Annotated in this window: 22 protein-coding genes; 13 read left to right on the forward strand and 9 right to left on the reverse strand. The window is 70.7% G+C overall.

Translation table 11 applies throughout. The features are described from left to right. Positions 1-72: 72 nt before the first annotated feature. The 7 genes from araB to ACIRSS_RS43355 all read left to right on the forward strand — a co-directional run bounded on the left by araB (position 73) and on the right by ACIRSS_RS43355 (position 8596). A complete protein-coding gene (gene araB, locus ACIRSS_RS43325) occupies positions 73-1713 on the forward strand; it encodes a ribulokinase (RefSeq protein WP_400906205.1) in 1641 nt (546 codons plus the stop codon). Next, a complete protein-coding gene (locus tag ACIRSS_RS43330; RefSeq protein ID WP_400906207.1) occupies positions 1713-2390 on the forward strand; it encodes an L-ribulose-5-phosphate 4-epimerase in 678 nt (225 codons plus the stop codon). Before araB ends, ACIRSS_RS43330 begins: the two co-directional genes overlap by 1 nt. Before the next feature lie 14 nt (positions 2391-2404). Next, on the forward strand, positions 2405-3913 hold the full coding sequence (araA, locus tag ACIRSS_RS43335; RefSeq protein ID WP_400906210.1) for an L-arabinose isomerase: 1509 nt from the start codon (positions 2405-2407) through the stop codon (positions 3911-3913). Between the two features lie 17 nt (positions 3914-3930). Next, entirely contained in the window at positions 3931-5034 is a 1104-nt protein-coding gene (chvE, locus tag ACIRSS_RS43340; RefSeq protein WP_400906213.1) for a multiple monosaccharide ABC transporter substrate-binding protein, read from the forward strand. Then, positions 5031-6551, forward strand: a complete 1521-nt coding sequence (mmsA, locus tag ACIRSS_RS43345; RefSeq protein ID WP_400906216.1) for a multiple monosaccharide ABC transporter ATP-binding protein — start codon at positions 5031-5033, stop codon at positions 6549-6551. The genes chvE and mmsA overlap by 4 nt, the downstream gene beginning before the upstream one ends. Beyond that, positions 6548-7768: a multiple monosaccharide ABC transporter permease gene (gene mmsB, locus ACIRSS_RS43350; protein ID WP_400906219.1), complete on the forward strand. Its 1221-nt coding sequence runs from the start codon at positions 6548-6550 to the stop codon at positions 7766-7768. The genes mmsA and mmsB overlap by 4 nt, the downstream gene beginning before the upstream one ends. A gap of 135 nt (positions 7769-7903) precedes the next feature. After that, positions 7904-8596, forward strand: coding sequence for a hypothetical protein (locus tag ACIRSS_RS43355; RefSeq protein WP_400906222.1), 693 nt, complete (start codon positions 7904-7906; stop codon positions 8594-8596). A 1-nt stretch (position 8597) separates the two neighbouring features. Here the strand turns inward: ACIRSS_RS43355 and ACIRSS_RS43360 are convergent, their stop codons facing one another. Beyond that, positions 8598-10037, reverse strand: a complete 1440-nt coding sequence (locus tag ACIRSS_RS43360; RefSeq protein ID WP_400906225.1) for a DUF1996 domain-containing protein — start codon at positions 10035-10037, stop codon at positions 8598-8600. A gap of 309 nt (positions 10038-10346) precedes the next feature. Between ACIRSS_RS43360 and ACIRSS_RS43365 the strand changes: the two genes are divergently transcribed. Next, entirely contained in the window at positions 10347-11108 is a 762-nt protein-coding gene (locus ACIRSS_RS43365; protein WP_400906227.1) for a substrate-binding domain-containing protein, read from the forward strand. Positions 11109-11111: 3 nt separating this feature from the next. On the opposite strand, the gene ACIRSS_RS43370 is transcribed toward ACIRSS_RS43365, so the two are convergent. The 3 genes from ACIRSS_RS43370 to ACIRSS_RS43380 are packed head-to-tail and all read right to left on the reverse strand — an operon-like array spanning position 11112 to position 14676. Further along, on the reverse strand, positions 11112-11891 hold the full coding sequence (locus tag ACIRSS_RS43370; protein WP_400906229.1) for a hypothetical protein: 780 nt from the start codon (positions 11889-11891) through the stop codon (positions 11112-11114). Positions 11892-11948: 57 nt separating this feature from the next. Continuing rightward, entirely contained in the window at positions 11949-13898 is a 1950-nt protein-coding gene (gene glpK, locus ACIRSS_RS43375; RefSeq protein WP_400906233.1) for a glycerol kinase GlpK, read from the reverse strand. Between the two features lie 10 nt (positions 13899-13908). Further along, on the reverse strand, positions 13909-14676 hold the full coding sequence (locus ACIRSS_RS43380; RefSeq protein ID WP_400906236.1) for an IclR family transcriptional regulator: 768 nt from the start codon (positions 14674-14676) through the stop codon (positions 13909-13911). 153 nt (positions 14677-14829) lie between these two features. On the opposite strand from ACIRSS_RS43380, the gene ACIRSS_RS43385 reads away from it, so the two are divergent. From ACIRSS_RS43385 to ACIRSS_RS43400, 4 genes are all read left to right on the forward strand, one after another. Next, on the forward strand, positions 14830-15651 hold the full coding sequence (locus ACIRSS_RS43385; RefSeq protein ID WP_400906238.1) for an MIP/aquaporin family protein: 822 nt from the start codon (positions 14830-14832) through the stop codon (positions 15649-15651). A 14-nt stretch (positions 15652-15665) separates the two neighbouring features. Then, on the forward strand, positions 15666-17183 hold the full coding sequence (glpK, locus tag ACIRSS_RS43390) for a glycerol kinase GlpK (RefSeq protein ID WP_400906241.1): 1518 nt from the start codon (positions 15666-15668) through the stop codon (positions 17181-17183). A 2-nt stretch (positions 17184-17185) separates the two neighbouring features. After that, positions 17186-18889, forward strand: a complete 1704-nt coding sequence (gene glpD / locus ACIRSS_RS43395) for a glycerol-3-phosphate dehydrogenase (protein WP_400906244.1) — start codon at positions 17186-17188, stop codon at positions 18887-18889. A gap of 65 nt (positions 18890-18954) precedes the next feature. Then, positions 18955-20034, forward strand: coding sequence for a hypothetical protein (locus ACIRSS_RS43400; RefSeq protein WP_400906247.1), 1080 nt, complete (start codon positions 18955-18957; stop codon positions 20032-20034). Here ACIRSS_RS43400 and ACIRSS_RS43405 read toward each other — a convergent pair. Beyond that, the gene (locus ACIRSS_RS43405) at positions 19949-20881 is read right to left on the reverse strand and encodes an aminoglycoside phosphotransferase family protein (RefSeq protein WP_400906250.1); all 933 of its coding nucleotides are present in this window, start codon (positions 20879-20881) and stop codon (positions 19949-19951) included. The two genes, ACIRSS_RS43400 and ACIRSS_RS43405, sit on opposite strands and share 86 nt — an antisense overlap. A 91-nt stretch (positions 20882-20972) precedes the next feature. Here ACIRSS_RS43405 and argG point away from each other — a divergent pair, with 91 nt between their 5' ends. Next, positions 20973-22418: an argininosuccinate synthase gene (gene argG / locus ACIRSS_RS43410; RefSeq protein ID WP_400906253.1), complete on the forward strand. Its 1446-nt coding sequence runs from the start codon at positions 20973-20975 to the stop codon at positions 22416-22418. A 50-nt stretch (positions 22419-22468) separates the two neighbouring features. On the opposite strand, the gene ACIRSS_RS43415 is transcribed toward argG, so the two are convergent. The 4 genes from ACIRSS_RS43415 to ACIRSS_RS43430 all read right to left on the reverse strand — a co-directional run bounded on the left by ACIRSS_RS43415 (position 22469) and on the right by ACIRSS_RS43430 (position 26098). Beyond that, complete coding sequence (locus tag ACIRSS_RS43415; protein WP_400906256.1) at positions 22469-23476, reverse strand: medium chain dehydrogenase/reductase family protein; 1008 nt, start codon at positions 23474-23476, stop codon at positions 22469-22471. Positions 23477-23548: 72 nt separating this feature from the next. Beyond that, positions 23549-24118 carry a TetR/AcrR family transcriptional regulator gene (locus tag ACIRSS_RS43420; protein ID WP_400906258.1) on the reverse strand — a complete coding sequence of 190 codons (570 nt, stop codon included), beginning with the start codon at positions 24116-24118 and terminating at the stop codon, positions 23549-23551. A 46-nt stretch (positions 24119-24164) separates the two neighbouring features. Next, complete coding sequence (locus ACIRSS_RS43425) at positions 24165-25304, reverse strand: permease (protein ID WP_400906261.1); 1140 nt, start codon at positions 25302-25304, stop codon at positions 24165-24167. 92 nt (positions 25305-25396) lie between these two features. Next, positions 25397-26098, reverse strand: coding sequence for a S1 family peptidase (locus ACIRSS_RS43430; protein ID WP_400906264.1), 702 nt, complete (start codon positions 26096-26098; stop codon positions 25397-25399). Between the last annotated feature and the right edge of the window lie 241 nt (positions 26099-26339).

The raw sequence follows: 26339 nt of genomic DNA on the forward strand, positions 1-26339 counted from the left end.
AACCCCGGGGCGCGGCGCGCAGACCGCCGCCCGCGCCGCGCCCCGGTCACCAAACAGGAGGGAGAGGACACCGTGGCAGAACCACTCACCGTCGGCGTCGACTTCGGCACGCTGTCGGGCCGCGCGGTGGTCGTGCGGGTCCGGGACGGGGCCGAGCTCGGCTCCGCGGTTTTCGAGTACCCGCACGGGGTGCTCGACGAGACGCTGCCCGCCACCGGCCGCGCGCTGCCGCCGGACTGGGCGCTGCAGGTGCCCGCCGACTACGTCGGGGTCCTCCGCAACGCCGTACCGGCGGCGCTGCGCGACGCGGGCGCCGACCCGGGCGACGTCATCGGCGTCGCGACCGACTTCACCGCGTGCACCATGGTGCCGACCACCGCGGACGGCACGCCGCTGTGCGAGCTGCCCGAGTTCGAAGGCGACCCGCACGCGTACGTCAAGCTGTGGAAGCACCACTCGGCCCAGCCGCAGGCCGACCGCATCAACGAGCTGGCCCGCACCCGCGGCGAGAAGTGGCTGCCGCGCTACGGCGGCCTGATCTCGTCGGAGTGGGAGTTCGCCAAGGCGCTGCAGCTGCTCGAAGAGGCGCCCGCGGTCTACGCCGCGATGCGGCACTGGGTCGAGGCGGCCGACTGGATCGTCTGGCAGCTGACCGGGACGTACGTCCGCAACGCCTGCACCGCCGGGTACAAGGGCATCCTGCAGGACGGCCAGTACCCGAGCCGCGACTTCCTCCGCGAGCTGGCGCCCGGGTTCGAGTCCTTCGTGGCCGACAAGCTCGAACACCCCCTGGGCGAGCTGGGCTCCCGCGCCGGTTCACTGTCCGCTGAAGCCGCTGAATGGACCGGATTGCCCGAGGGCATCGCGGTCGCCGTCGGCAACGTCGACGCCCACGTCACCGCGCCCGCGGCGAACGCCGTCGAGCCCGGCCAGATGGTCGCGATCATGGGCACGTCGACCTGCCACGTGATGAACGGCGCCGAACTGCGCGAAGTCCCCGGCATGTGCGGGGTCGTCGACGGCGGGATCGTCCCCGGGCTCTGGGGCTACGAGGCCGGGCAGAGCGGCGTCGGCGACATCTTCGGCTGGTTCACCGAGCACTTCGCCCCCGACGGGCACGACCAGCTCACCCGGCTGGCCGCGCAGCAGGAGATCGGCGAACACGGCCTGGTCGCCCTCGACTGGCACAGCGGCAACCGGTCGGTCCTCGTCGACCACGAGCTCTCCGGCGTCATCGTCGGCCAGACGCTGGCCACCCGCGCCGAGGACGTCTACCGCGCGCTGCTGGAAGCCACGGCGTTCGGCACGCGCAAGATCATCGAGACGTTCAACGCCGCCGGCGTCCCGGTCACCGAGCTGATCATCGCCGGCGGGCTGATGAAGAACGCGCTGCTCATGCAGATCTACGCCGACGTCACCAGTCTGCCGCTGTCGGTCATCGGCTCCGGGCAGGGTCCCGCGCTCGGCTCGGCCATCCACGCGGCCGTCGCCGCCGGGGCCTACCCGGACATCCGCGCGGCCGCCGCGGCCATGGGCTCGGTCGAGCGCGCGGTCTACCGGCCAGTGCCCGCCCACGTCGTCGCCTACGACGAGCTCTACGCCGAGTACACGACGCTGCACGACTACTTCGGCCGCGGCGGCAACGATGTCATGCACCGCCTCGCCGCCCGCCGCCGTGCCGTTTCCCAGGCTGTCGCGAAAGGACGGTCCTGATGTCGCTGACCGGCGAAGTCCTCGACACCGTCGCCGAGCTGCGGGAGACCGTGGCGAACCTGCACGGCGAGCTGACCCGCAACGCGCTGGTCATCTGGACCGCCGGCAACGTCTCGGCGCGGGTGCCCGGGCGCGAGCTGATGGTCATCAAGCCGTCGGGGGTGTCCTACGACGACCTGTCCGCCGACACCATGGTCGTCACCGACCTGCACGGCGAACTCGTCCACGGCGAGCTGGCACCGTCTTCGGACACCGCCGCGCACGCCTACGTCTACCGGCACATGCCCGAGATCGGCGGCGTCGTCCACACGCACTCGACCTACGCCACGGCGTGGGCCGCGCGCGGTGAGCCGATCCCGTGCGTGCTCACGATGATCGCCGACGAGTTCGGCGGTGAGGTGCCGGTCGGGCCGTTCGCCCTGATCGGCGACGACTCCATCGGCAAGGGCATCGTCGAAACGCTGCGCGCGAGCCGGTCGCCGGCCGTGCTGATGCGCAACCACGGCCCGTTCACCGTCGGCCGCACCGCCCGTGACGCCGTCAAGGCCGCCGTGATGGTCGAGGACGTGGCCCGCACCGTGCACAAGGCCTTCGAGCTGGGCACGCCCGAACCCCTGCCGCCCGAGGACGTCGACCGGCTCTACGCCCGGTACCAGAACGTCTACGGCCAGCACTGATACCGAGGAGAACGATGACCCGCGCGTCGAAACCCCAGCTCTGGTTCCTCACCGGGAGCCAGGCCCTCTACGGCGAGGAGACCCTCGAGCAGGTCGCCGGCCAGTCCCTGCGCATCCAGCAGCTCCTGGCCGCCTCCGGTGGCCTCCCGGCCGAGATCGTCGGCAAGCCGGTGCTGACCGAGGCCGCGTCGATCCGCCGTGTCCTGCAGGAAGCCAACTCCGACGCCGCGTGCGTCGGCGTGATCGCGTGGATGCACACCTTCTCGCCCGCGAAGATGTGGATCACCGGGCTGGACGCGCTGCGCAAGCCGCTGCTGCACCTGCACACCCAGCTCAACGAAGCCCTGCCGTGGTCCACCATCGACATGGACTTCATGAACCTCAACCAGGCCGCGCACGGCGACCGCGAGTTCGGGTTCATCCAGACCCGCCTCGGTGTGCCGCGCAAGACCGTCGCCGGGCACGTGTCGGACCCGGCCGTCGTCGCGCGGATCGACGCGTGGGCGCGGGCCGCGATCGGCGCCGACCACCTGCGCAACCTCCGCCTGGCCCGGTTCGGCGACAACATGCGCGACGTCGCCGTCACCGAAGGGGACAAGGTCGAGGCCGAGCTGCGGTTCGGCGTCTCGGTCAACACCTACGGGGTCAACGACTTGGTCGAGGTGGTCGACCAAGTTTCCGAAAAAGACACAGTCGACTCGCTCGTGGCGCAGTACGCGCAGGATTACAACGTTGTCGCGGACCTGGCGGCCGGGGGAGCGCGGCACGAATCCCTGCGGTACGCGGCGAAGATCGAGGCCGGGCTGCGGAAGTTCCTCACCGACGGCGGGTTCGGCGCGTTCACGACGAACTTCGAGGACCTCGGCGGCCTGCGCCAGCTGCCCGGCCTGGCCGTGCAGCGGCTGATGGCCGACGGCTACGGCTTCGGCGGCGAGGGTGACTGGAAGACCTCGGCGCTGCTCGCCGCGGTGAAGGCGATGGGCGTCGGCCTCGAGCGGGGCACGTCGTTCATGGAGGACTACACCTACCACTTCGGGCCGGGCACGCCGAAGATCCTCGGCGCCCACATGCTGGAGGTCTGCCCGAGCATCGCCGCCGCGAAGCCGTCGTGTGAGATCCACGCGCTGGGCATCGGCGGCCGCGAGGACCCGGTCCGGCTGGTGTTCGACGCGGCGCCCGGCCCCGGCGTCACCCTCGGCCTGGTCGACCTCGGCGACCGGTTCCGCCTGGTGGCCAACGAGATCGAGGTCGTCGAGCCGGACGAGCCGCTGCCGAACCTGCCGGTGGCGCGCGCGGTGTGGGAGCCGGCGCCGTCGCTGTCGACGTCGGCCGAGTCGTGGATCACCGCGGGCGGCCCGCACCACACCGTGCTGACCCAGGCCGTCGGCACCGAAACCCTTCGCGACTTCGCGAACCTGCTCGGCGTCGAGCTGCTGGTGATCGACAAGGACACCACGCCGCACGACTTCGCCGACCGCATCCGCTGGAACCAGGCGTACCACCGGCTCGCACAGGGCTTCTGAGAAAGGAAGAAAGAACGATGAAGTTCACCAGAGGAATCGCGGCGCTCGCGGCCGCGGGGCTCGTGCTCACGCTGTCGGCGTGCGGCTCGAGCCAGAAGACCGCGGACCAGACGGCCGCGCCCGGCGCGAGCGCGGCGGGCAGCCTGGTCGGCGTCACCATGCCGACGAAGTCGTCGGAGCGCTGGATCCACGACGGCGACAACATCAAGTCGGCGCTGGAGAAGCTCGGGTACAAGGTCGACCTGCAGTACGCCGAGAACGACATCCCCACCCAGGTGAACCAGATCGAGAACCAGATCACCAAGGGCGCCAAGCTCCTGGTCATCGCCTCGATCGACGGCACGGCCATCACCACCCAGCTGCAGGAGGCCGCCGACAAGAAGATCCCGGTCATCGCCTACGACCGGCTGATCCGCAATTCACCGAACGTCGACTACTACGCCACGTTCGACAACTTCAAGGTCGGCGTCGAGCAGGCGAACTCGCTGGTCAAGGGCCTGGGCAACGGCCCTGGTCCGTTCAACATCGAGCTGTTCGCCGGTTCCCCGGACGACAACAACGCCACCTTCTTCTTCAACGGCGCGATGTCCGTCCTCAAGCCCCTGATGGACAGCGGCAAGCTGGTCGTCAAGAGCGGCCAGACCGACTTCGCCCGCGCGGCCATCCTGCGCTGGGACCCGGCCACCGCGCAGCGGCGCATGGAAGACCTGCTCACCAAGACCTACACCGGTGGCGCGAAGGTCGCGGGCGTGCTCTCGCCGTACGACGGCCTGTCGATCGGCATCCTCTCGGCGCTGAAGAGCAACGGCTACGGCACCGCCGGCCAGCCCTACCCGATCGTCACCGGGCAGGACGCCGAGGTCGCGTCGGTCAAGTCGATCATCGCCGGTGAGCAGTACTCGACGATCTTCAAGGACACCCGCATCCTCGCCGACACCACGGTGAAGATGGCCGACGCGGTGCTCAAGGGCGGCAAGCCCGAGGTCAACAACACGAAGGACTACGACAACGGCAAGAAGGTCGTCCCGTCCTTCCTGCTGCAGCCGGTCACCGTGGACAAGGCCAACTACCAGAAGGAACTGGTCGACTCCGGCTACTACACGGCAGGTCAGCTGAAATGACCGAACTACTCGGCATGCGCGGGATCACCAAGACCTTCCCCGGGGTCAAGGCGCTGTCCGACGTCACGCTTTCCGTGCGCCAAGGGGAGATCCACGCGATCTGCGGGGAGAACGGCGCCGGGAAGTCCACCCTGATGAAGGTGCTCTCGGGCGTCTACCCCCACGGGACGTACGACGGCGAGATCACCTTCGACGGGCAGCGGTGCGAGTTCGGGTCGGTGCGCGACAGCGAACGGCGCGGGATCGTGATCATCCACCAGGAGCTCGCGCTGTGCGGCCAGTTGTCGATCGCGGAGAACATCTTCCTCGGCAACGAACAGCAGAAGCGGGGCTGGATCGACTGGAACCGCACCAACCACGAGGCCGGCGCGCTGCTCAAGCGCGTCGGCCTCGCCGAAAACGCGACCAGGGCGGTGCAGGAGCTCGGCGTCGGCAAGCAGCAGCTCGTCGAGATCGCCAAGGCCCTGTCCAAGGAGGTGAAGCTGCTCATCCTCGACGAGCCCACCGCGGCGCTCAACGACGACGACTCGGCCCACCTGCTCGACCTGCTGCGCGGGCTGCGCGACGAGGGCGTCACCTGCGTGATCATCTCGCACAAGCTGGGCGAGGTGACCGCGATCGCCGACACCGTCACGATCCTGCGGGACGGCAGGACGATCGAGACGCTGGACGCGGCGGGGCTGACCGAGGAACGCATCATCACCGGCATGGTCGGGCGCGACCTCGAGCACCGGTTCCCGCCCCGGGAGCCAGACATCGGCGAAGAGGTGCTGCGAATCGAGGACTGGACGGTGCACAGCCCGACCCAGGCCGGCCGCGTGATCGTCGACAACGCGTCGCTTTCGCTGCGGCGCGGGGAGATCGTCGGGCTGGCCGGGCTGATGGGCGCGGGCCGGACCGAGCTCGCGATGAGCGTGTTCGGCCGGTCCTACGGCAAGGACATCTCCGGGCGGATCATCAAGCACGGGAAGGAGATCGACGTCCGGTCGGTGCAGGACGCCGTCCGCCACGGCATCGCCTACGCCACCGAAGACCGGAAGCGCTACGGGCTCAACCTGATCGAGGACATCCAGCGCAACGTGTCCGCGGCCGGGCTCGGCAAGCTGGCCAAGCGCGGCTGGGTCAACGAGCACGCCGAGCACGACACGGCCGCCCGCTACCACCGCGACCTGCGGATCAAGGCGCCGTCCGTGCGCAGCGTCACCGGGAAGCTCTCCGGCGGCAACCAGCAGAAGGTCGTGCTGGCCAAGTGGATCTTCACCGACCCGGACGTGCTGATCCTCGACGAGCCGACCCGCGGCATCGACGTCGGCGCGAAGTTCGAGATCTACACGATCATCAACGCCCTCGCCGCGCAGGGGAAGGCCGTGCTGGTCATCTCCTCCGAGCTGCCGGAGCTGCTCGGGCTCTGCGACCGGATCTACGCGCTGTCGGCGGGCCGGATCACCGGCGAGGCGACCCGCGAACAAGCCACCCAGGAACTGCTGATGCAGTACATGACCAAGGAACGGCAATGACCACGACCGAAGCGCGGCCCGCCGCGCCCCCGGCCGAGCGCTCCGCCCGGCGGATCTCGATCAACCCGCGCCAGAGCGGTATCTACGTCGCCTTCGCGCTGATCGTGGTGCTGTTCGAGGTGCTCACCGGCGGCGCGCTGCTGGAACCGCAGAACATCTCCAACATCATCGTGCAGAACAGCTACGTGCTGATCCTGGCGATCGGGATGATCCTGGTGATCATCTCCGGGCACATCGACCTCTCCGCGGGGTCGGTGGTCGCGATGACCGGCGCGGTGTCGGCGGTGCTGATGGTGAACTGGCACCTGCCGTGGTTCTGGGCGGTGCTGGTCACCCTCGTCGTCGGCGCGGTGATCGGCGCGTGGCAGGGTTACTGGGTCGCCTACTTCGGGATCCCGGCGTTCATCGTGACGCTGGCCGGGATGCTGGCGTTCCGGGCCCTGACCCTGACGGTGCTGGGCAACCAGGGCATCGGCCCGTTCCCGGACGCCATCCGCACGCTGTCCAACGGCTTCACCGACGGTTACCTCGGCAACATCGGCCTCGGCCCGCTCGGCGGCGCCGACCTGGTGTCGCTGCTCGCCGGCGTCGCGGCGGTGGCCGGGATCGCGTTCACGCAGTGGCGGAAGCGCTCGGCGCGGCTGGGCTACGGCCAGGACGTCGACCCGTTCGGCATCTTCGTGCTGAAGATCGCCGGGATCGCGGTGCTGGTGCTCGCGCTGGTCGTGCAGCTGGCGCGGTTCAAGAACCTGCCGTGGGTGCTGATCCTGCTGGCGGCGCTGGTGCTCGGCTACTCGCTGGTGGCCGGGAAGTCGGTGTTCGGCCGGCACATCTACGCCGTCGGCGGCAACCTGCAGGCCGCGACGCTCTCGGGCGTCAAGGTCAAGTCGGTGACGTTCTGGATCTTCGTCAACATGGGCGTCCTGGCGGCGCTGGCCGGGATCATCTTCGCCGGCCGGCTCAACCAGGCGGGCCCGACGGCGGGCGTCAACTTCGAGCTGGACGCGATCGCGGCGGCGTTCATCGGCGGCGCGGCCGTCCAGGGCGGCGTCGGCAAGGTGGTCGGCGCGATCACCGGCGGCCTGATCATGGCGGTGATCAACAACGGGATGTCGCTGATCGGCGCGCCGAGCGAGCGGGTGATGCTCGTGAAGGGCGTCGTGCTGCTGGCGGCCGTGGCGTACGACATCTGGACGAAACGCCGCGCGGCTTCCTGAGTCCCGGTATCGAAAGGGGCTTTCCCGTTCGACGGGAAAGCCCCTTTCTTTTTCGAAGTTCTCGAATTGCTTGACCGCACGGTAACGGGACGTACATAGTGCTGGTGAATCCCTCACCAGTGGAGGACACTTCCCATGCACAAAGCCGTGCGCTCCCTCGTGGTTTCCGTGACCGTGGCCGCTTCCGTGGCCACCTCGGCCGGCGTCGCTTCGGCTGCGACGTGGTCGTCTTCCGACAAATGGGCGACCTGGTCCAACGGCGGGTACACGATCCGCAACGACGTCTGGGGCAGTGGTGCGGGCCCGCAGACCATCTGGGCGAATTCGTATTCCGACTGGGGTGTCTGGTCGGATCAGCCGAACACCGGCGGCGTGAAGTCGTACCCGCATTCGGCGAAGAACGTCGGCAAGAAGCTGAGCGCTCTCGGCCGGGTGTCGAGCAGCTTCAATGTGAACCGGCCCGGTGGTGGTGCCTACGAGACCGCCTACGACATCTGGGCGGACAACAACGCCTACGAAACGATGCTGTGGATGAACAAGCAGGGCGCGGTCGGCCCGCTCGGCAGCAAGCAGGCCACCGCGACGGTCGGCGGTCACACCTGGGACGTCTACAAGGGATCGAACGGGTCGAACGCGGTCTTCTCGTTCGTGCGCACGTCGAACACCGACGCGGGCACGGTCGACGTCCTGGCGGTGCTGAACTGGATCCGTGCCCGCGGGTGGTTCGGTGACGTGACGCTCGGCGAAGTCCAGTTCGGCTTCGAGATCACCTCGTCCGCCGGTGGCCTGGACTTCGCCGCGAACAGCTACTCCGTCACCTCGTCCTGACTCACTGGCTGCAGCGCTTGCCGGTGTTGATGCAGTTGACGACCTGGTTCATCAGCCGCTGGCCCATGACGTTGGCGAAGTCGTCGTGGTCCGAGCGGGGGTTGTGGCTCTCCTGCGGGAAAGCGTCCACTTTGTACTGGCCCTTGACCTGGATGTCGTGCGGGATGTCGTAGACCAGCTTGATGACCAGCTGCGGCACGTTCTGGAAGCCTTGCGGGCACTTGCCCTGCTGGTCGGCGAACACGATGTGGGTGCGGTGGTTCGCGCTGTCGATGTTCTTGCCGTCCCAGCAGTTCGGGAACGCGTGGATCCGCTCGACCCGGCTGCCCTGCGGGCAGATCGGGTAGTGGTCGGTGAGCCGGTCCTCGAAGCCCGTGCAGGTCCAGCTGGGCCGGGCGTTGGCCGGGCCGTTGGTGCTCTGCTTGGCGTCGCCGTAGAGGATGCGGAGGAACTGCGGCATCGCGACGACCTTGTTCGCGCCGCCGCTGGTGAACGTGATCGTCGCCGAGCGGACCCGCTGGATCTCGCCGTCGTTGCCGGCGACTTCGTTCTTGTCGTTGACGCCGGGTAGTTCGGCCGCCTGGCCGGCGCTGTTCTGGCCGCCGTTGTCGAGGCCGCCCTGGCCGTTCTGCTTGAGCACGCACGCGGCGAGCCCGCCCAGGTTGGTGGGCTTCGCCGCGCGGCGGCCGATCGCGATGGCGATGCGGTCGATCGTCGCCGTGCGCTTGTCCTTCAGCGGGCCGACGACGGCGTTCTGGATGTCCTGCGGCGTCTTGAGGTCGCCGTTCGCGATCCGCTTGTTCGCCTCGGCGATCTGCGTGTCGAGCAGGTCGAGGTTGCGGTTCACCTCGTCCATGGCCTGGTCGGGGACGTCGGGGAGCTTGCTCGCGACGTCGGGGCAGTCGACCTGCGCGCTCGCCTTGTCCTTCGCGCTGCCGGCGCGGTCGGGCTGGGTCGCGGGCGGGTTCTTCGCCTCGTCGCCGGTGTCGATGCGCACGACCGGCCAGAAGTAGGCGGACTTGTCGCCGTTCTTGCACGTCGTCCCGGCCTTGACCAGGCTCTTGTTGTTCGAGTCGGCGTTCGTCGACAGGTTGCCGACGTAGTCGTGCAGGTGCTGGGCGCCGTTCTTGACACCCGGCTGGGCGATGAAGTTGTCGGGGTTGAAGTGCTGGTTCTCGTTGCGTCCGCAGTCCACGGTGAACGTGCCGCGCGCGCCCTTCTGCTGCACCGCTTTGTTCACGTTAACACCGGCCGGCACCTTCGCGATGTCGAGGAAGAACGACGCGTCGGCGGGATCGGCGCTGGCCTGGCCGGTGCGTCCGGCCGTGGTCGCGACGACGATGCCGCCGACCGCGAGCGCGAGGGCGAGCCCGCCGGTCGCGATCTTGGTGCGGCGGGTGATGCGATGTCTGCCCGTGGCGGGGGAGGTTTTCCGGGGCAATGGTCACCTTCTTCGGTTTTCCGGGCGCGCCGACGACAGCTGCGTGCCCGGGTGGGGAGACGCGCGGAACCCGGGGGAGTGCCACCGCGGCGCGGGAATCGGGGAACCGCGCCGGTGTCACTGGTTCCGGCACTGGCTGAAACGGCCGCCGCGGAGGACCGGTTCAAAGCGCCTTTCGCGCGTTACCGTTTCGTTATTTATGGAAAGTGAAGGAAGTTCACGTCCGATCGTGTGATCGTTAACATCGTCGCCATGTCCGCGGACGACGCAGGTCCTGTCAGACCCCCGGCCCGGCGAGGCACGCTCGGGGTGATCACCACGGGAGCCGCCGCGGCCGGGCCGGTCCTCACCGGCTTGCGCGCGGCCGCGCGGGAATACGGGTACGCCCTCGTCGTCTTCAGCGTGCCGGGCCGCGGCCGGCCCGCGGTGTCGGCCGCCGTGGCCGGCCTGCGGCTGCAGGGGGTGGCCGGGATCGTCCTGCTCGACCCGCACGCCGCCGGCGCCGACCTGCCGCCGGTCGCCGGCGTCCCGCTCGTGCCGGCCGCGTCCGCCGACCAGAGCGACGGCGCGCGCCGAGCCACCGAGCACCTCCTCGACATCGGGCACCCGACGGTCTGGCACGTCGGCGGCCCCGAAGACGGGGTGATCGCCCGCGACCGTGAACGCGGCTGGCGCGAAACCCTCGAACGCTACGGCGCCGACGTGCCCCCGGTGGTCCGCGGCGACTGGTCGGCCCGCTCCGGCTACCGCGCGGGTCAGTCCCTCGCGGTCGAAGCGGGGGTGTGCGCGGTGTTCACCGCGAACGACCACATGGCACTCGGTCTCCTGGCGGCCTTCGCCGAAGCCGGGATGCGGGTGCCGCGCGACGCCCACGTCGTCGGCTTCGACGACGTCCCGGAGGCGGCCTACTTCGCGCCCCCGCTGACGACGGTCCGCCAGGACTTCGTCGCCGCGGGCCGCCACACGATGGCCGTGCTCGCCGCGCGGATCGACGGCCTCGCGGCCCCCGGCGGCGGTGCGGTCCGGACCGAACTGGTGGTGCGGGAGAGCAGCCGCCCGGTCCGGAGGTGATCGTCAGCGCGTGGCGGTGACGCAGACGTTGATTTCGCAGTTGGGCTGCGTCCAGACGCCGGCCAGCGAGCCCGCGAGGAGTCCGAGGTAGCCGGCGGCCAGGCCCTGGGCACTGTCCACTCCGGTCATCCCGCCGGTGGCAGGCAGGCCGTACTGACCGCCGGTCCCGTCCCGGAGCAGGGCGGTGAGCTGGGCGGCCGTGAACCAGATGGTCTGCCCGAAGGCGCTGTCGTAGAGCTGGAACCGCAGGTTCTCGGTCGTGGCGGCGGTGCCCTGGGGCCAGGCGGCCCAGCGGACGTACTGGAAGAGCGCGTTGGTCAGGTCCCGGAAGGCCGTGTAGCCCGGGATGTCCGTCGCGAACTGGTAGAGCTCGCGGCCCGTCGTGGTGTAGACGCCGTACAGCGCCGGGACGACGTTGCCGGCGGTGTCGCGGTCGGCGGCCAGGGCGAGGTCCCAGTACCACCGGCCGTTCTCCTGGAAGTAGTGCCGGCCGTCGGAGGCCCAGTAGGCACCGGAGCGGAAGCTCGGGCCGGCCGGGGCGCCGGCCGCGCCCCCGGTGGGTGCGCCGGATCGCGCGTCGTACCGGGCCGCGCGGCCGGCGTCCACAGTGGCCGGCGGCGCTTCGGTGCCCGGTGTGGTGGGTGGCGTGGTCGTGACGACGGCGCTCGACGGCGCGGCCGACGGCGAACCGGAAACGGTGCAGGCACCCAGGAGCAGGGCGAGGGTGACCGCGACGACCGCACCGGTCACCGTGCGTTCCGGAACGGGCGTTGTGCGTGGCATGGGCTGCCCTCCCGAGGTCGTCCGTTGCCCCTAGCCTCGCCCGGACGGCGGAATCCGTTACAGCGCGAGCCGGTCGCCGAGCTCGCGGATGTGGCCGGTGGTGCCGCAGCCGAGGTCGAGCTGACGGCGGCGTTCCGCGACGAACGCCCGCCCGAGGCCGGTGCGGTCCGAAGTGGACATCGTGCGGCGCAAGTCGTTCAGCAGCCCGCGTTCCTCGCCGCGCACGTGCCCGTCGACGATGTTCTCCAAGCGCAGCAACGCCTTCTCGAAGTCGTCGGCTTCGAGGACCGCCAGGAGCTCGTCGGCGAAGGGGGTGCCGGGGGAGCCGGGCCGGACGATCCGCTCGGTCGCCGTCGCGTGCGCGACGAGCAGGGCCGCCAGCTCCGCGACCAGTGCCGGCCGGTCGGCCTCGGCGTTGCGCAGGTCGCGCAGCAGCTGCTCGAACCGGCGGTGGTCGGCCAGCAGCACCTCGACCAGGTCGGACCCCGGCGCGGCGGCGGCCGGGCCGGGGCGCATCCAGCCGAACGTCAGCTCCACCGCCTGGCGCCAGTGCCCGTACTCGGTGTCGCGGCGGGCCGGGTCCATCGCCGGCAGCCACTGCCCGGCCCGGTGCCAGTTGCGCCGCAGCCCTTCCAGGTCCGGCCAGTACCCGACGGACAGCCCGGCCGCGTAGGCCGCGCCGAGCGACACCGTCTCCGCCACCATCGGGCGCACCACCGGCACGTCGAGGACGTCGGCGATGAACTGCATCAGCAGGTTGTCGGCGGTCATGCCGCCGTCGACCTTCAACGTCTTCAGGGCCAGGCCCGAGTCGGCGTTCATCGCGTCGACGACCTCGCGGGTCTGCCAGCCGGTCGCCTCCAGCACCGCCCGCGCCAGGTGGCCCTTGGTGATGTACGACGTCAGGCCGGCGATCACGCCCCGGGCCTCGCTGTGCCAGTGGGGCGCGAACAGCCCGGAGAACGCGGGCACGATGTAGCAGCCGCCGTTGTCGTCGACCGTCCGCGCGAGGGTCTCGATCTCGGGTGCGCTGCCGATCAGCTCCAGGCCGTCGCGGAACCACTGCACCAGTGACCCGGTGACGGCGATCGACCCTTCGAGGGCGTACACGGCCGGCTCGTCGCCGATCTTGAACCCGACCGTGGTGAGCATGCCGTGGGTGGACAGCACCGGCGTCGGGCCGGTGTTGAGCAGCAGGAAGCTGCCGGTGCCGTAGGTGCACTTCGCCTCGCCGGGCGCGAAGCAGGTCTGGCCGAACAGCGCGGCCTGCTGGTCGCCCAACGCCGCCGCGATCCGGATGCCGGGGACCACGCGCGAGGTGGTGCCGTAGACCTCGGTCGAGGAGCGGATCTCCGGCAGCATCGCGCGCGGGACGTCGAAGAAGTCGAGCAGCTCGTCGTCCCAGTTGAGCGTGCGCAGGTTCATCAGCATGGTGCGCGAGGCGTTGGTGACGTCGGTGACGTGCACGCCGCCCTCGGCGCCGCCGGTGAGGTTCCAGATCAGCCAGCTCTCGATGGTGCCGAAGAGGACGTCGCCGCGCTCGGCGCGTTCGCGCAGGCCGGGGGTGCGTTCGAGCAGCCAGCGGACGCGCGGCGCGGAGAAGTACGTCGCCAGCGGCAGGCCGCACAGCTGCCGCACGCGGTCGGCGCCGGGCTCGCGGGCGAGCTGTTCGAGCATGGCGTCGGTGCGGGTGTCCTGCCAGACGATCGCCCGCCCGACGGGGTTGCCGGTGTGCCGGTCCCACAGCACGGTGGTCTCGCGCTGGTTGGCGATGCCCAGCCCGACGACCTGGTCCGCGGTCGCGCCCGCGTCGGCCAGCGCCTGCGGCACAATCCGGGAGAGGTTCCGCCAGATCTCGATGGCGTCGTGCTCGACCCAGCCGGGCCGCGGGAAGTGCTGCTGGTGTTCCCGCTGGACGACCGAGACGAGCCGGCCGCGCGCGTCGAACAGGATGCACCGGGTGGAGGTGGTGCCCTGGTCGATGGACATCACGTACCGCTGGACCATGGTCCTCCCTTCACCATCGGGACGCACCCAGGTCCCGCGACACCGCGCGCGCCGCGTCGCGGACGTGGCCCAGCAGCCGCGGGCTCGGGCTGCCGTCCGGCTCGCAGACGCGCTCCACCGCGCCGGACACGCCGATCGCGCCGACCACGATGCCGCCGTGGCCGCGGATCGGCGCCGCGATGCCCGCCTCGCCGGCGATCATCTCGCCGTTCTCCACCGCCCAGCCCGCCTCGCGCACCTTCCCGCAGGCGCGCTTGATCGCGGTCTGGGTGACCAGCGTCCGGCGGGTGTAGGCCTCGGGCTCGCCGGTGCGCAACGATGCCACGAGAGTCGTGTCGTAGGCCAGCAGCACTTTCCCGAGCGCCGTCGCGTGCAGCGGCAGCAGCGTGCCCACGTCGAGGGTCTGCAGGCTGTCGTCCGGGCGGAACACGTGGTGCACCACCAGCACCCGGCCTTCCAGCGGCGCGCCGATCCGGACCGCCTCGCCGCTGCGGGCGGCCAGCGCGTCCGCCCAGTTGATGGCCCGCGACCGCAGCTCGTTGACGTCCAGGTAGCTCGTGCCCAGGTGCAGCAGCGCCGCGCCGAGCTGGTACTTGCCCGTGTCGCGGTCCTGCTCGACGAACCCGACGCCCTGCAGCGTGCGCAGGATCCCGTGCGCGGTGCCCTTGGCCAGCTCGAGCGCGTCGGCGATCTCCCCGACGCCCAGACGGCCCGAGCCGCGCGCCAGCAACCGCAGGATCGCGGCGGCGCGCTCGATGGACTGGATCGGACCCGGCACGCCGCGACCCTAGCCCGACCGGCCCCGATTCGACAATGTCGAACATCCACTCCGGCCGTTCGACAATGCCGACCGGCGTCCGTTGACCCCTCCGCAACGCGAACTTAACTTTCATCCACCAGGGGGAATGAACGGTCCTTTGTGGAGGAAGCAATGGTGCGAAACCTCAAGGCCCACGGGCTCGTCGGCGAGATGGCCGCCGAGTTCGTGGGGACGATGATCCTCATCCTGTTCGGGTGCGGGGTGGTGGCGCAGGTCGTCGCCGCGGGCATCGGGGACCACGACAGCATCGCCTGGGCCTGGGGACTCGGCGTCACGCTCGGTGTCTACGTCGCTTCGCGGATCAGCGGCGCGCACCTGAACCCGGCCGTGACGGTCGCCCTCGCCGTCTTCAAGGGCTTCGAATGGCGCAAGGTCGCCCCCTACGCCCTGGCCCAGACGGCCGGCGCGTTCCTCGCCGCCCTGCTGGTGCGCTGGAACTACACCGAGGTGCTCAACGCCAAGGACCCCGGCCTGACGATCAAGACCCAGGGCGTCTTCTCCACCCTTCCGGGTAACGGCACGCTCCCGGTGGGTGACTGGGGCGCCTTCCGCGACCAGATCATCGGCACCGCGATCCTCGTCCTGGTGATCTTCGCCATCACCGACCTCCGCAACACCTCGCCGGGCGCGAACCTGGCCCCGGTCGTCGTCGGCTTCCTCGTCGTCGCCATCGGCATGGCCTGGGGCACCGACGCCGGCTACGCGATCAACCCCGCCCGCGACTTCGGCCCGCGGCTCGCCTCCTGGCTGACCGGCTACGACACCGCGTTCACCGACCAGTACGGCTTCCCCTACTGGTGGATCCCGATCGTGGCACCCGTCCTCGGCGCGGTGATCGGCGGCGCGATCTACAAGTTCTTCATCGAGCGCTACCTGCCCGCCGGGGAACCCCTCGATGCCATGCCCGCCAAGGACTTCGAGCCCGCCAACTGAGTAGGAGCACGACCATGCCGGACTACGTAGGCGCCGTCGACCAGGGCACCACGAGCACCCGCTTCATGATCTTCGACCACGGCGGCAACGAGATCGCCCGCCACCAGCTCGAGCACGAGCAGATCCTGCCCAAGCCGGGCTGGGTCGAGCACGACGCCACCGAGATCTGGGAACGCACCCGCTCGGTCATCGCGACCGCGCTCAACAAGGCCAACCTGACGCACGCCGACCTGGCCGCGCTCGGCATCACCAACCAGCGCGAGACCACCGTCGTGTGGAACCGCCGCACCGGCCGCCCCTACTACAACGCGATCGTCTGGCAGGACACCCGCACCGACCGGATCGCCTCGGCGCTGGAGCGCGAGGGCAAGGGCGACGTCATCCGCCGCAAGGCCGGCCTCCCGCCCGCGACGTACTTCTCCGGCGGCAAGCTGCAGTGGATCCTCGAGAACGTCGATGGCGTGCGCGAAGACGCCGAGAAGGGCGACGCCCTCTTCGGCACCACGGACTCGTGGCTCATCTGGAACCTCACCGGCGGCCCGGACGGCGGCGTGCACGTCACCGACCCGACCAACGCCTCCCGCACCATGCTGATGGACCTCGAAACCCTCGACTGGGACGACGAGCTGCTGTCGTTCTTCAACGTCCCGAAGCGGATGCTGCCCGCCATCCGGCCGTCGTCGAACCCCGGCCTCTTCGGCACCACCCGCGCCGACGGCCCGCTCGGCGGCGAGGTCGCGCTCACCGGCGTCCTCGGCGACCAGCAGGCGGCCACCGTCGGGCAGGTCTGCTTCCGGCCCGGCGAGGCCAAGAACACCTACGGCACCGGCAACTTCCTGCTGCTCAACACCGGCCACGAGCTGGTCCGCTCGAAGCACGGCCTGCTCACGACGCTGTGCTACCAGTTCGGCGACGACAAGCCGGTCTACGCGCTGGAAGGCTCGATCGCCGTCACGGGTTCCGCGGTGCAGTGGCTGCGCGACCAGCTGGGCATCATCAGCGGCGCGGCGCAGAGCGAGAGCCTGGCCCGCCAGGTCGAGGACAACGGCGGCGTCTACTTCGTCCCGGCGTTCTCCGGCCTGTTCGCGCCGTACTGGCGCTCGGACGCCCGCGGCGCGATCGTCGGGCTCACCCGCGCCACGACCAACGCCCACATCGCGCGGGCCACCCTGGAAGCGATCTGCTACCAGACCCGCGACGTCGTCGAGGCGATGCAGAACGACTCGGGCGTCACCCTGGACGTGTTGCGGGTCGACGGCGGCGTCACCGCCAACGAGCTGTGCATGCAGCTGCAGGCGGACATCCTCGGCGTGCCGGTGTCGAAGCCGGTCGTCGCCGAGACCACCGCGCTCGGGGCCGCCTACGCGGCCGGCCTGGCCGTCGGCTTCTGGTCCTCGACCGACGAGCTCGAGCAGAACTGGAACGAGGACAAGCGCTGGGCGCCGACGTGGACCGGCGAGCAGCGCTCCGAGGGCTACGCGGGCTGGCAGAAGGCCGTCGGCCGCACGCTCGACTGGGTCGACGTGCAATGACCATGAGGAGGAACACCGTGACAGCGCTTTCCCCGTCCTACCGCGCGGACACCCTGCGGAAGCTGGCGCGCGAGGAGATCGACGTCCTGGTCGTCGGCGGGGGAGTGACCGGGGCGGGCGTGGCGCTCGACGCCGCGTCGCGCGGGCTCTCGACCGCGCTGGTCGAGGCCCGCGACTTCGCGGCCGGCACGTCCAGCCGGTCGTCCAAGCTGATCCACGGCGGCCTGCGCTACCTGGAGCAGCTGGACTTCAAGCTGGTGCGCGAGGCGCTCAAGGAACGCGGGCTGCTGCTGCAGAAGCTGGCCCCGCACCTGGTGCGGCCGGTGAGGTTCCTGGTGCCGCTGACGCACCGGGTGTGGGAGCGCGGGTACATCGGCGCCGGCGTCACGCTGTACGACACGCTCGGCGGCGCCCGCGCGCTGCCGCGGCACCGGCACCTGTCCAAGCGCGGCGCCGCCAAGGTGGCGCCCGGCCTGGCCGACGACGCGCTGATCGGCGCGATCCAGTACTACGACGCCCAGGTCGACGACGCCCGCCACACGATGACGATCGCGCGGACGGCTGCCGAACAGGGCGCTTCGGTGCTGACGCGGGCTCGCGTGACGTCGCTGCTGCGCGACGGCGAGCGCGTGGTCGGCGCGAAGGTCGTCGACCGCGAGAGCGGCGCCGAGATCGAGGTGCGGGCGAAGACGGTCGTCGCCGCGACCGGCGTGTGGAGCGACGACATGGCGGAGGCGGCCGGGATCCCGGCGCCGTTCACCGTGCGCGCGTCGAAAGGCATCCACCTGGTGGTGCCGCGGGAGAAGATCGACCTCGACACCGGCCTGATCCTGCGCACCGAGAAGAGCGTGCTGTTCGTGATCCCGTGGGGCCGCCACTGGATCGTCGGCACGACCGACACCGAGTGGGACCTCGACCGCGAGCACCCGGCGGCGAGCCGCGCGGACGTCGACTACGTGCTGGAGCACCTCAACGCCGTCCTGCGTACCCCCGTGACGCACGACGACATCGAGGGCGTCTACGCGGGTCTTCGCCCGCTGCTCGCGGCCAAGGCGGCCGCGACGACGAAGCTGTCGCGGGAGCACGCGGTGGCGCACCCGGTGCCGGGCCTGGTGATCGTGGCGGGCGGCAAGTACACGACGTACCGGGTGATGGCCGCGGACGCGGTCGACGTCGTGGTCGAGGAGCTCGGCCGCCCGGCCCCGCCGTCGTGGACCGACCGGCTGCCGATCGTCGGTGCCGAGGGCTACCACGAGCTGTGGGAAGACCGCGTCGGCCTGGCCGCGCGCGCCGGGCTGCCGCTGACCCGCGTCGAACACCTGCTGCAGCGGTACGGCACGCGGATCTGGAACCTCCTCGATCTGATCGAGGAGCAGCCTTCGCTCGCGGAGCCGATCACGGAGACGTCGGAGTACCTCCGAGTGGAAGCGGTGTACGCGGCCACGCACGAGGGTGCGCTGCACCTGGAGGACGTGCTGACCCGGCGGACGCGGATCTCGATCGAGGAACGCGACCGCGGCGTGGCGGCGGCCCCGGTGGTCGCCGGGCTGCTGGCCCCGGTGCTGGGCTGGGACACCCACCGCGTCGAGCGCGAGGTGGCCAACTACCTCGCGCGGGTGGACGCGGAGCGCTCGGCCCAGGAAGCTCCGGACGACGCGGCGGCGAACGCCACCCGCCTCACGGCCCCGGCGCTCCTGCCGGGCTGACTCAACCGATCGCCGCCGTCGCGCGTGAACACCCCGGAACCCACCTGACAGGGGAGGAGCAGGGGATGTTCAGAGGTGTTCTCGCGACGGCGGTGGCGACGACGGTGCTCGCCGCCGTCCCGGCGAGCGCGGACGAGGTGACCGGCCCGATCGACCTGGGCACGCTGCCCGGCGGCTCGAGCAGCTCGGGTCTGCTGGTGACCGACCGCGGCACGGTGTTCGGCGAGGCGTACGACAAGGCGTTCGACGTGCACGGGGCCCGGTGGGACCCGGCCGGCCGGATCACCGACCTGCGGCCGCTCGACGGCTACAGCGCCGTGAAGGCCACCGCCCTCAGCGAGGCCGGGGTGGCGGTCGGGGACTCGACCAACCACGTGAACACCGGGCGGGCCACCCGCTGGGACGCTTCGGGCTTACCGGTGGAGCTGGACCAGCCGACCGGTTTCCCGGGCTACGCGTGGTCCACGCCGGTCGCGATCAACGAAGGCGGCATGGTCGCGGGTACCGCCTACGGCGCGCCCGGCCCGGACGCCGCCGTGCGGTGGGACACCTCGGGCAAGGTGACCGTGCTCGGCCTCGGCCGGGTCCGGGCGATGAACGACGCGGGCGCGGTGATCAGCGAGTCCACGTACTGGGACCCGGCGGGCAACGTCGTCGAGCTGACCGACGGCGGTTCCCTGCGCGACCTCGACAACGCCGGCACCGTGGTCGGCAGCATCGGCGTCCACGCGGCGAAGTGGGACTCGACGGGCCGGCCCACGGTGCTCGACACCACCTGGGAGTCCAGCGAGGCGCTGGCCGTCACCGCCGGCGGGACGATCGCCGGCGAGGTGCGCGACAAGGACTTCACCACGCGGATCGCGCGCTGGGACCCGGCGGGCACGCTCACGGTCTTCGAGGCCCCGGGGTCCCGGTTCACGGCCGTCAGCTCGTCGGGCGCCGTGCTCGGGCAGCTCGGCGACGGGACGGCGGTGGTCTGGGACCGGGCCGGCCGGGTGCTGCGGCTGCCGGTGCCCGAAGGCGGGATCTGCTCCGCGGACGGGCTGAACGACTGGGAGGTCACGGGTTCGTGTTCGGTGCCGGGCCGGAACTCGCACGCGGTGCTGTGGCGCTTCGGGGAGCCGGTCGGCAACCGAGCTCGGTGAGCACGTACCGGGCGTTGGCCGAGATGACCGGGTTGGTGTGCCGGTAGTACGGCAGCTGGATCACGGCCATCGACAGCGCCCAGCCGCGGCCGCGGGCCCAGGTCGCCTCGTCGGCTTCGACGGCGTCGCGGAAGACCCCGCGTGTGTTCTCCGTCAGCAGGTTCCACGCGGGGATCAGGTCGCACGCCGGGTCGCCCAGGCCCGCCGTCGCCCAGTCGAGGACCCCGGTCAGGCGGCCGTCGCGCAGCAAGAGGTTGCTGGGCATCAGGTCCGAGTGGACCCAGCGCGGCGGGCCGGTCCACTGTGGAGCGTCGAGCGCCTCGGCCCAGACGGCGAGGGCCGCGGCCGCGTCGAACGGCTCGTCGGTGCGGCTGAGCTCGTCGATCGCCCGGCGGGTGGCCCGGTCGACCGGACCCAGGGGTTTTCCGCGGTAGGCCGGGGGACCGTCCGCCCGCTGGGCGCGCAGCGCGCGGACGAACTCCGCCAGTTCGCGCGCCGGTGCGTCACGGCCTTCGCGGGCCGGTTCGCCGTCGAGCCAGCCGTGCACCGCCCACGGCCACGGATACCCCTCGGCCGGTTCGCCGACCCCGACGACGGCCGGCACCGCCACCGGCAACCCGTCGAGCGCTGCGAGGACCCGGGCTTCCTTCGCGAGGTCACCGGCGCCACCGCCGGTCAGGGGGAGCCGGACCGTCAGGCTGTCGCCGAGGCGGTACACGGCGTTCACCGTGCCGCCGGAGGCCAGGGGCGTGACCGGCAGGTCCGCCCACTCCGGGAACCGCCCGCGCACCAGCCGCCGCACGAGGGCGGTGTCGATGGCGTGCTCGTCGGTGTGCATCCGGCCCATGCGATCACGCAACCACGCACGTCAACCGGGTTTCCGTGAGCCACGGCACCCCGGATTGCACGACGATGCATGGGCGTGCATAATCATTCGCATGTCCAAGGTGCTCACTTCCCTGCCCGTCGGCGAGCGTGTCGGTATCGCCTTCTCCGGTGGCCTCGACACTTCCGTAGCGGTCGCGTGGATGCGCGACAAAGGCGCGGTCCCCTGCACCTACACCGCCGACATCGGCCAGTACGACGAGCCCGACATCGAGTCGGTGCCCGGGCGGGCCGGCCAGTACGGCGCCGAGATCGCGCGGCTGGTCGACTGCAAGGAAGCCCTCGTCGAAGAGGGGCTCGCGGCGCTGACCTGCGGCGCGTTCCACATCCGCACCGGCGGCCGCAGCTACTTCAACACCACCCCGCTCGGCCGCGCCGTCACCGGCACGCTGCTCGTGCGCGCCATGCTCGAGGACGACGTCCAGATCTGGGGCGACGGCTCCACCTACAAGGGCAACGACATCGAGCGGTTCTACCGCTACGGCCTGCTGGCCAACCCCTCCCTGCGCGTCTACAAGCCGTGGCTCGACGCGGACTTCGTCACCGAGCTCGGCGGCCGCAAGGAGATGTCCGAGTGGCTGCTCGCGCACGACCTGCCCTACCGCGACAGCACGGAGAAGGCCTACTCGACCGACGCCAACATCTGGGGCGCCACGCACGAGGCCAAGTCCCTCGAGCACCTGGACACCGGGATCGAGATCGTCAAGCCGATCATGGGCGTGGCGTTCTGGGACCCCGAGGTCGAGATCGCCACCGAGGACGTCACGATCGGCTTCGAGCAGGGCCGCCCGATGACGATCAACGGCAAGGAGTTCGCCACCGCCGTCGACCTGGTCCTCGAGGCCAACGCCATCGGCGGCCGGCACGGCCTGGGCATGTCCGACCAGATCGAGAACCGGATCATCGAGGCCAAGAGCCGCGGCATCTACGAGGCCCCCGGCATGGCGCTGCTGCACGCCGCCTACGAGCGGCTCGTCAACGCCATCCACAACGAGGACACCCTCGCGAGCTACCACAACCACGGGCGGCAGCTCGGCCGGCTGATGTACGAGGGCCGCTGGCTGGACCCGCAGGCGATGATGCTGCGCGAGTCGCTGCAGCGCTGGGTCGGCACCGCCATCACCGGCGAGGTGACGCTGCGGCTGCGCCGCGGCGAGGACTACTCGATCCTCGACACGACCGGCCCGGCGTTCAGCTACCACCCGGACAAGCTGTCGATGGAGCGGACCGAGGACTCGGCGTTCGGCCCGGTCGACCGCATCGGCCAGCTGACCATGCGCAACCTCGACATCGCCGACTCGCGCGCGAAGCTGGAGCAGTACGCGAGCCTCGGCATGGTCGGCGGCTCGAACCCGAAGCTGATCGGCGCGGCCCAGGCCGCGTCGACCGGGCTCATCGGCGCGATGCCCGAGGGCGGCGCCGAAGTGATCGCCTCGCGCGGCAAGGCCGACGACGTCGAGCTGCTCGACAACGCCGCGATGGAGTTCGGCACGGACTGATCCGCAAGACCCGAAGGCCACCACGCTCGCCGTGGTGGCCTTCGGTGCGTTCAGGGGACGAGCGCGACCTTGCCGGTGGTCGTCCCGGATTCCGCCAGTGCCAACGCTTTCGCGGCCTCCTCGAGCGGGATCCGCGCGGCCACCTGAGCCTTGAGCTCGCCCTTCGCCGCCAGTTCGAAGACGGCCGTCAGGTCCTCGGCGAGCCGCGCGCGGAACCGGGCGAGGTTCCGCTTGCCGCCCCAGACGTTGTAGAAGTGCGTCCGGCGCCGGTTCCGCAGCGCGTTCCACCACAGCAGCCGCGCGACCAGCTTCAGCACGGCGGACCTCGGGTTGCCGCCGGTGTCCTTGGTCGCCGCGCTGCCGTAGGCGATCAGGGCGCCCCCGGGTGCCAGCAGGCGGAACGAGTCGACGATGCCGGGCCCGCCGACGTGGTCGAAGACGGCGTCGACGCCGCCGGGCGCCAGCGCGCGGACCTGGGCCGGGACGTCGCCGCGGTAGTCGAGGGCGGTCGCGCCGAGCCCGGTGACGACGTCGAGGTTGCGCGCCGACGCCGTGCCGATCACCTTGATCCCGGCGGCCCGGGCGAGCTGGACGAGCGTGGTGCCGACGCCGCCGCTCGCGCCGTGGACCAGGATCGTGCCGCCGGCCTTCACCTTCGCCCGGCGGTGCAGCATCTGGTAGGCCGTGATGCCGTTGACCACGAAGGTTTCGGCCTCGGCCGCGTCGAGTTCTTCGGGCACGGGGACGAGGTCGGCTTCCGCGAGGACGAGGTGGCTGCTCCAGCCGCCGATCTTGGTCATGGCGGCCACCCGGCGGCCGATGAGGGCCGCGTCCTCGGCTTCGAGGACCGTGCCGACGACGTCGTAGCCGGGCACGAACGGGAACGGCGGCTGGTCGTAGTACTTGCCGCGCCGCATCTGCTGTTCGGCGAACGAAACCCCGCTGGCTTCGACGCGGACGAGGGCTTCGCCGGCGTCGGGCCGCGCGATCTCGCGGTGCTCGACACGCAGGCCGTCCGGCTCGACGAGGCCGGGGAGGACGATCTCGGTGACGTTCATGGTGCTTCCTTCCGGGTGTGAGTGATTGGTCAATCACTCGACGGGTGTGAAAAAGGGTTCGCTGGTCGGAGGTCAGTTTTTGCCGGGGTGGCGGATGCCGGCGGAGAGGACGGCGGCCCACTCGCCGACGTGGTCGTCGAGGTCGAGGGTGGCGATGAGGTGGCAGAGCTGGCCGTAGGCGATGAACCGCTGGACCTGGTCGCCGTCGGCACCGGAGCGCCGGCGGGCGAGTTCGGTCACCTTCGCGAGCCCGCGGCGCACGGCGTCGGCGATTTCGGGGGTGTCGGCGGCGGACTGGGCGTGCACCTGCAGCATGAGCAGGTCCCGGTCGGCGATGAGCTCGGCGTAGGCGCCGCCCATTTCGTAGAGGATCTTTTCGGGGTCGTCGTCCTCGGCGCGGGCGGCGCCGTTGGAGAGCGCGTGCGCGACGAGTTCGTAGCACCGGTCGAGCGCGGCGACGAAGAGGGAAACCTTGCTGGGGAACAACTTGAAGACGTAGGCGGGGGAGATGTCGGCCTTGGCGGCCACGGCGCTGATCGGCGTGCTGTGGTACCCGGCCCGCGCGAACTCGGCGATGGCCGCGTCGACGACGACGTCCCGCCGGGCATCGGAGGTGGAGAGGGTGGCACCGCGCTTGGTCATGTGAGTGACTGTACACTCACTCTCGTCGGCGGCGCAACACCGCTGGTCAGTCCCGGTCGGGGGAGCCGCCCATCATGCGCAGCATCCCGGCTCCTCCCGTGCGCAGGAAGCGCGTCACCAGAACCGCGGCCAAGACCAGGAACACGATGTTCAGCCAGGTCGTGTAGTTCCAGGAGACGCCTTCGCGCATGACCGTCGCCGAGCGCTCGGCCGGGATCAGCCCCGTGACGCCGAACAGCAGCTCGACCACGTACCCGGCGCCGACCATCGCCGCGTAGAACGTGCCGAGCAGCACCAGCGTCATCCGGACTCCGTAGTACTTCCGGTAGATGTTCAGGATAGGCAGGATCAGTAGGTCGGCGAAGATGAACGACACCACGCCGCCGAAGCTGATGCCGCCGTTCCACAGCACCGCGGCCAGCGGCACGTTGCCGATCGAGCACACGAACGCCAGGATCGCGACGACCGGGCCGATGATCGGGCCCCAGACCGCCGAAGCGACTGCGTGGTCGGTGAAGAACAGTGCCCGCCACCAGGACTCCGGGACCCACGCGCCGACCGCGCCCGCGATCAGCAGGCCGATCACCAGGTCGCGCAGGATCGCCGCCCACTCCATGACGAACACGTGCGCCACCGCGGTGAAGCCGGCCTCGGAGAACAGCCGCTGCCGGAAGGTGCCCGGGCCCTGGACGGACATGTCCATCGCCGCGTGGCCCTCCATCGACCCGGCGAGGCCCTTTTCCGCCTGTTCGCGGGCCTGCTCCAGCAGCCGGCGGCGGACGAACACGCGGAACAGCACCGCCACCAGCACGATCATGATCGGGCCGCCGACGAACTCGGCCGCGGTGAACTGCCAGCCCATCAGCAGGGCCAGGATGATCCCGAGCTCGACGACCAGGTTCGTCGAACCGATCTCGAAGGCCATGGCGGCGGTGAAGTGCGCGCCCCGCCGGAACAGCGACCGCGCCAGCGCCACCGCGGCGTACGAGCAGGACGACGACGCCGCGCCCAGCAGCGACGCCACCGCGAGCGTGCGCGGCCGGTCGTCGCCCATGAGCCGCACGATCGTCGACTTCCGGACGACGGACTGGACGACGGCGCTCAGCAGGAACCCGAGGATCAGGGCCCAGAGGATCTCCCAGGTCATCGACCCGGCCAGCGCGAGCGCTTCGAGGACTTCACCCACAGGACCGGGACGCTACTCTCGCCGTGGCGCCCCGGCCACGCGAACGCGCCCGCCGCGTCCACTGTGGACTCGGCGGGCGCGCCGGGGACGGCTCAGACGCCGGCGGTCGAGGAGATCCAGTCGCGGTACTTCGTGATGTTGATGTACGCCGTGTACGACTGGCGGTCGCTCGTCGACGCCACGCCCACCTGCTTGCCGTTCGCGTACATCGGGCCGCCCGAGTCGCCGCCCGCGGTGATGCCGTCGCCGCGGTTCGCGCACACCGAGACGCCCGCCGCGCCGTCCGGGCAGTCGATCGACGTCACGCTCACCTTCGCGACCTTCAGCAGCTGCGACTGGCACTCGATCTCGGGCTTGTCCGTGCACGTCGCGCCCCAGCCGTACACCTCGGCCTGGTCGCCGACCTTGACGTCGCCCTCGCTGCCCAGCGGCGCGTACTCCGTCCGCACCTGCTGGTCGATCTGCACGAGGGCGATGTCCGAGTCCGGCGCCTCGTGCACGGACGTCGCGTTGACCGTGGTGCCCTTCGTCTGGTCCAGGTCGCCCACGTGGAAGCTGATCGGCTTGCCGCCGGCGCCCTGCGTGCAGTGGCGTGCGGTGAGGATCCAGTCCGGCGCGATGATCGTCGCCGAGCAGATTTCCTGGCCGCCGGCGAACATCCGGGCCGCGGAGTGGAGCGAGCCGGCGTTGCCGCCGTCGATGATGGCCGGCTGGGCGGCCAGGGACGGCGCCGCGGCTGCGAGGGCCGAGAGCAAGACGCCGGAGACGACTACGCCGGTTCGCGCGATACGCACCTGGGATCAACCTCCTGCAACGTGGGGTGAAGGACGCACCTACCGTCACGGCTGTGGGTGAATCTCCGGAACCCGCCGATAGTCGGTTGACCCAAAACGCGACTTTCGTCGTGGGCCGTCCGGCGCAGCGGGTCGCTGACGCGAGTGAGTGCGCGGCACCGGAAAATTGTCACCCCGAAAATGGTGTGTGACAAAAAACAAAGCCCGCAACAGCGATCGCCGTGACAAATTATGCGCCCAC

The sequence above is a fragment of the Amycolatopsis sp. NPDC101161 genome (assembly GCF_044768185.1).
GTDB lineage: Bacteria > Actinomycetota > Actinomycetes > Mycobacteriales > Pseudonocardiaceae > Amycolatopsis.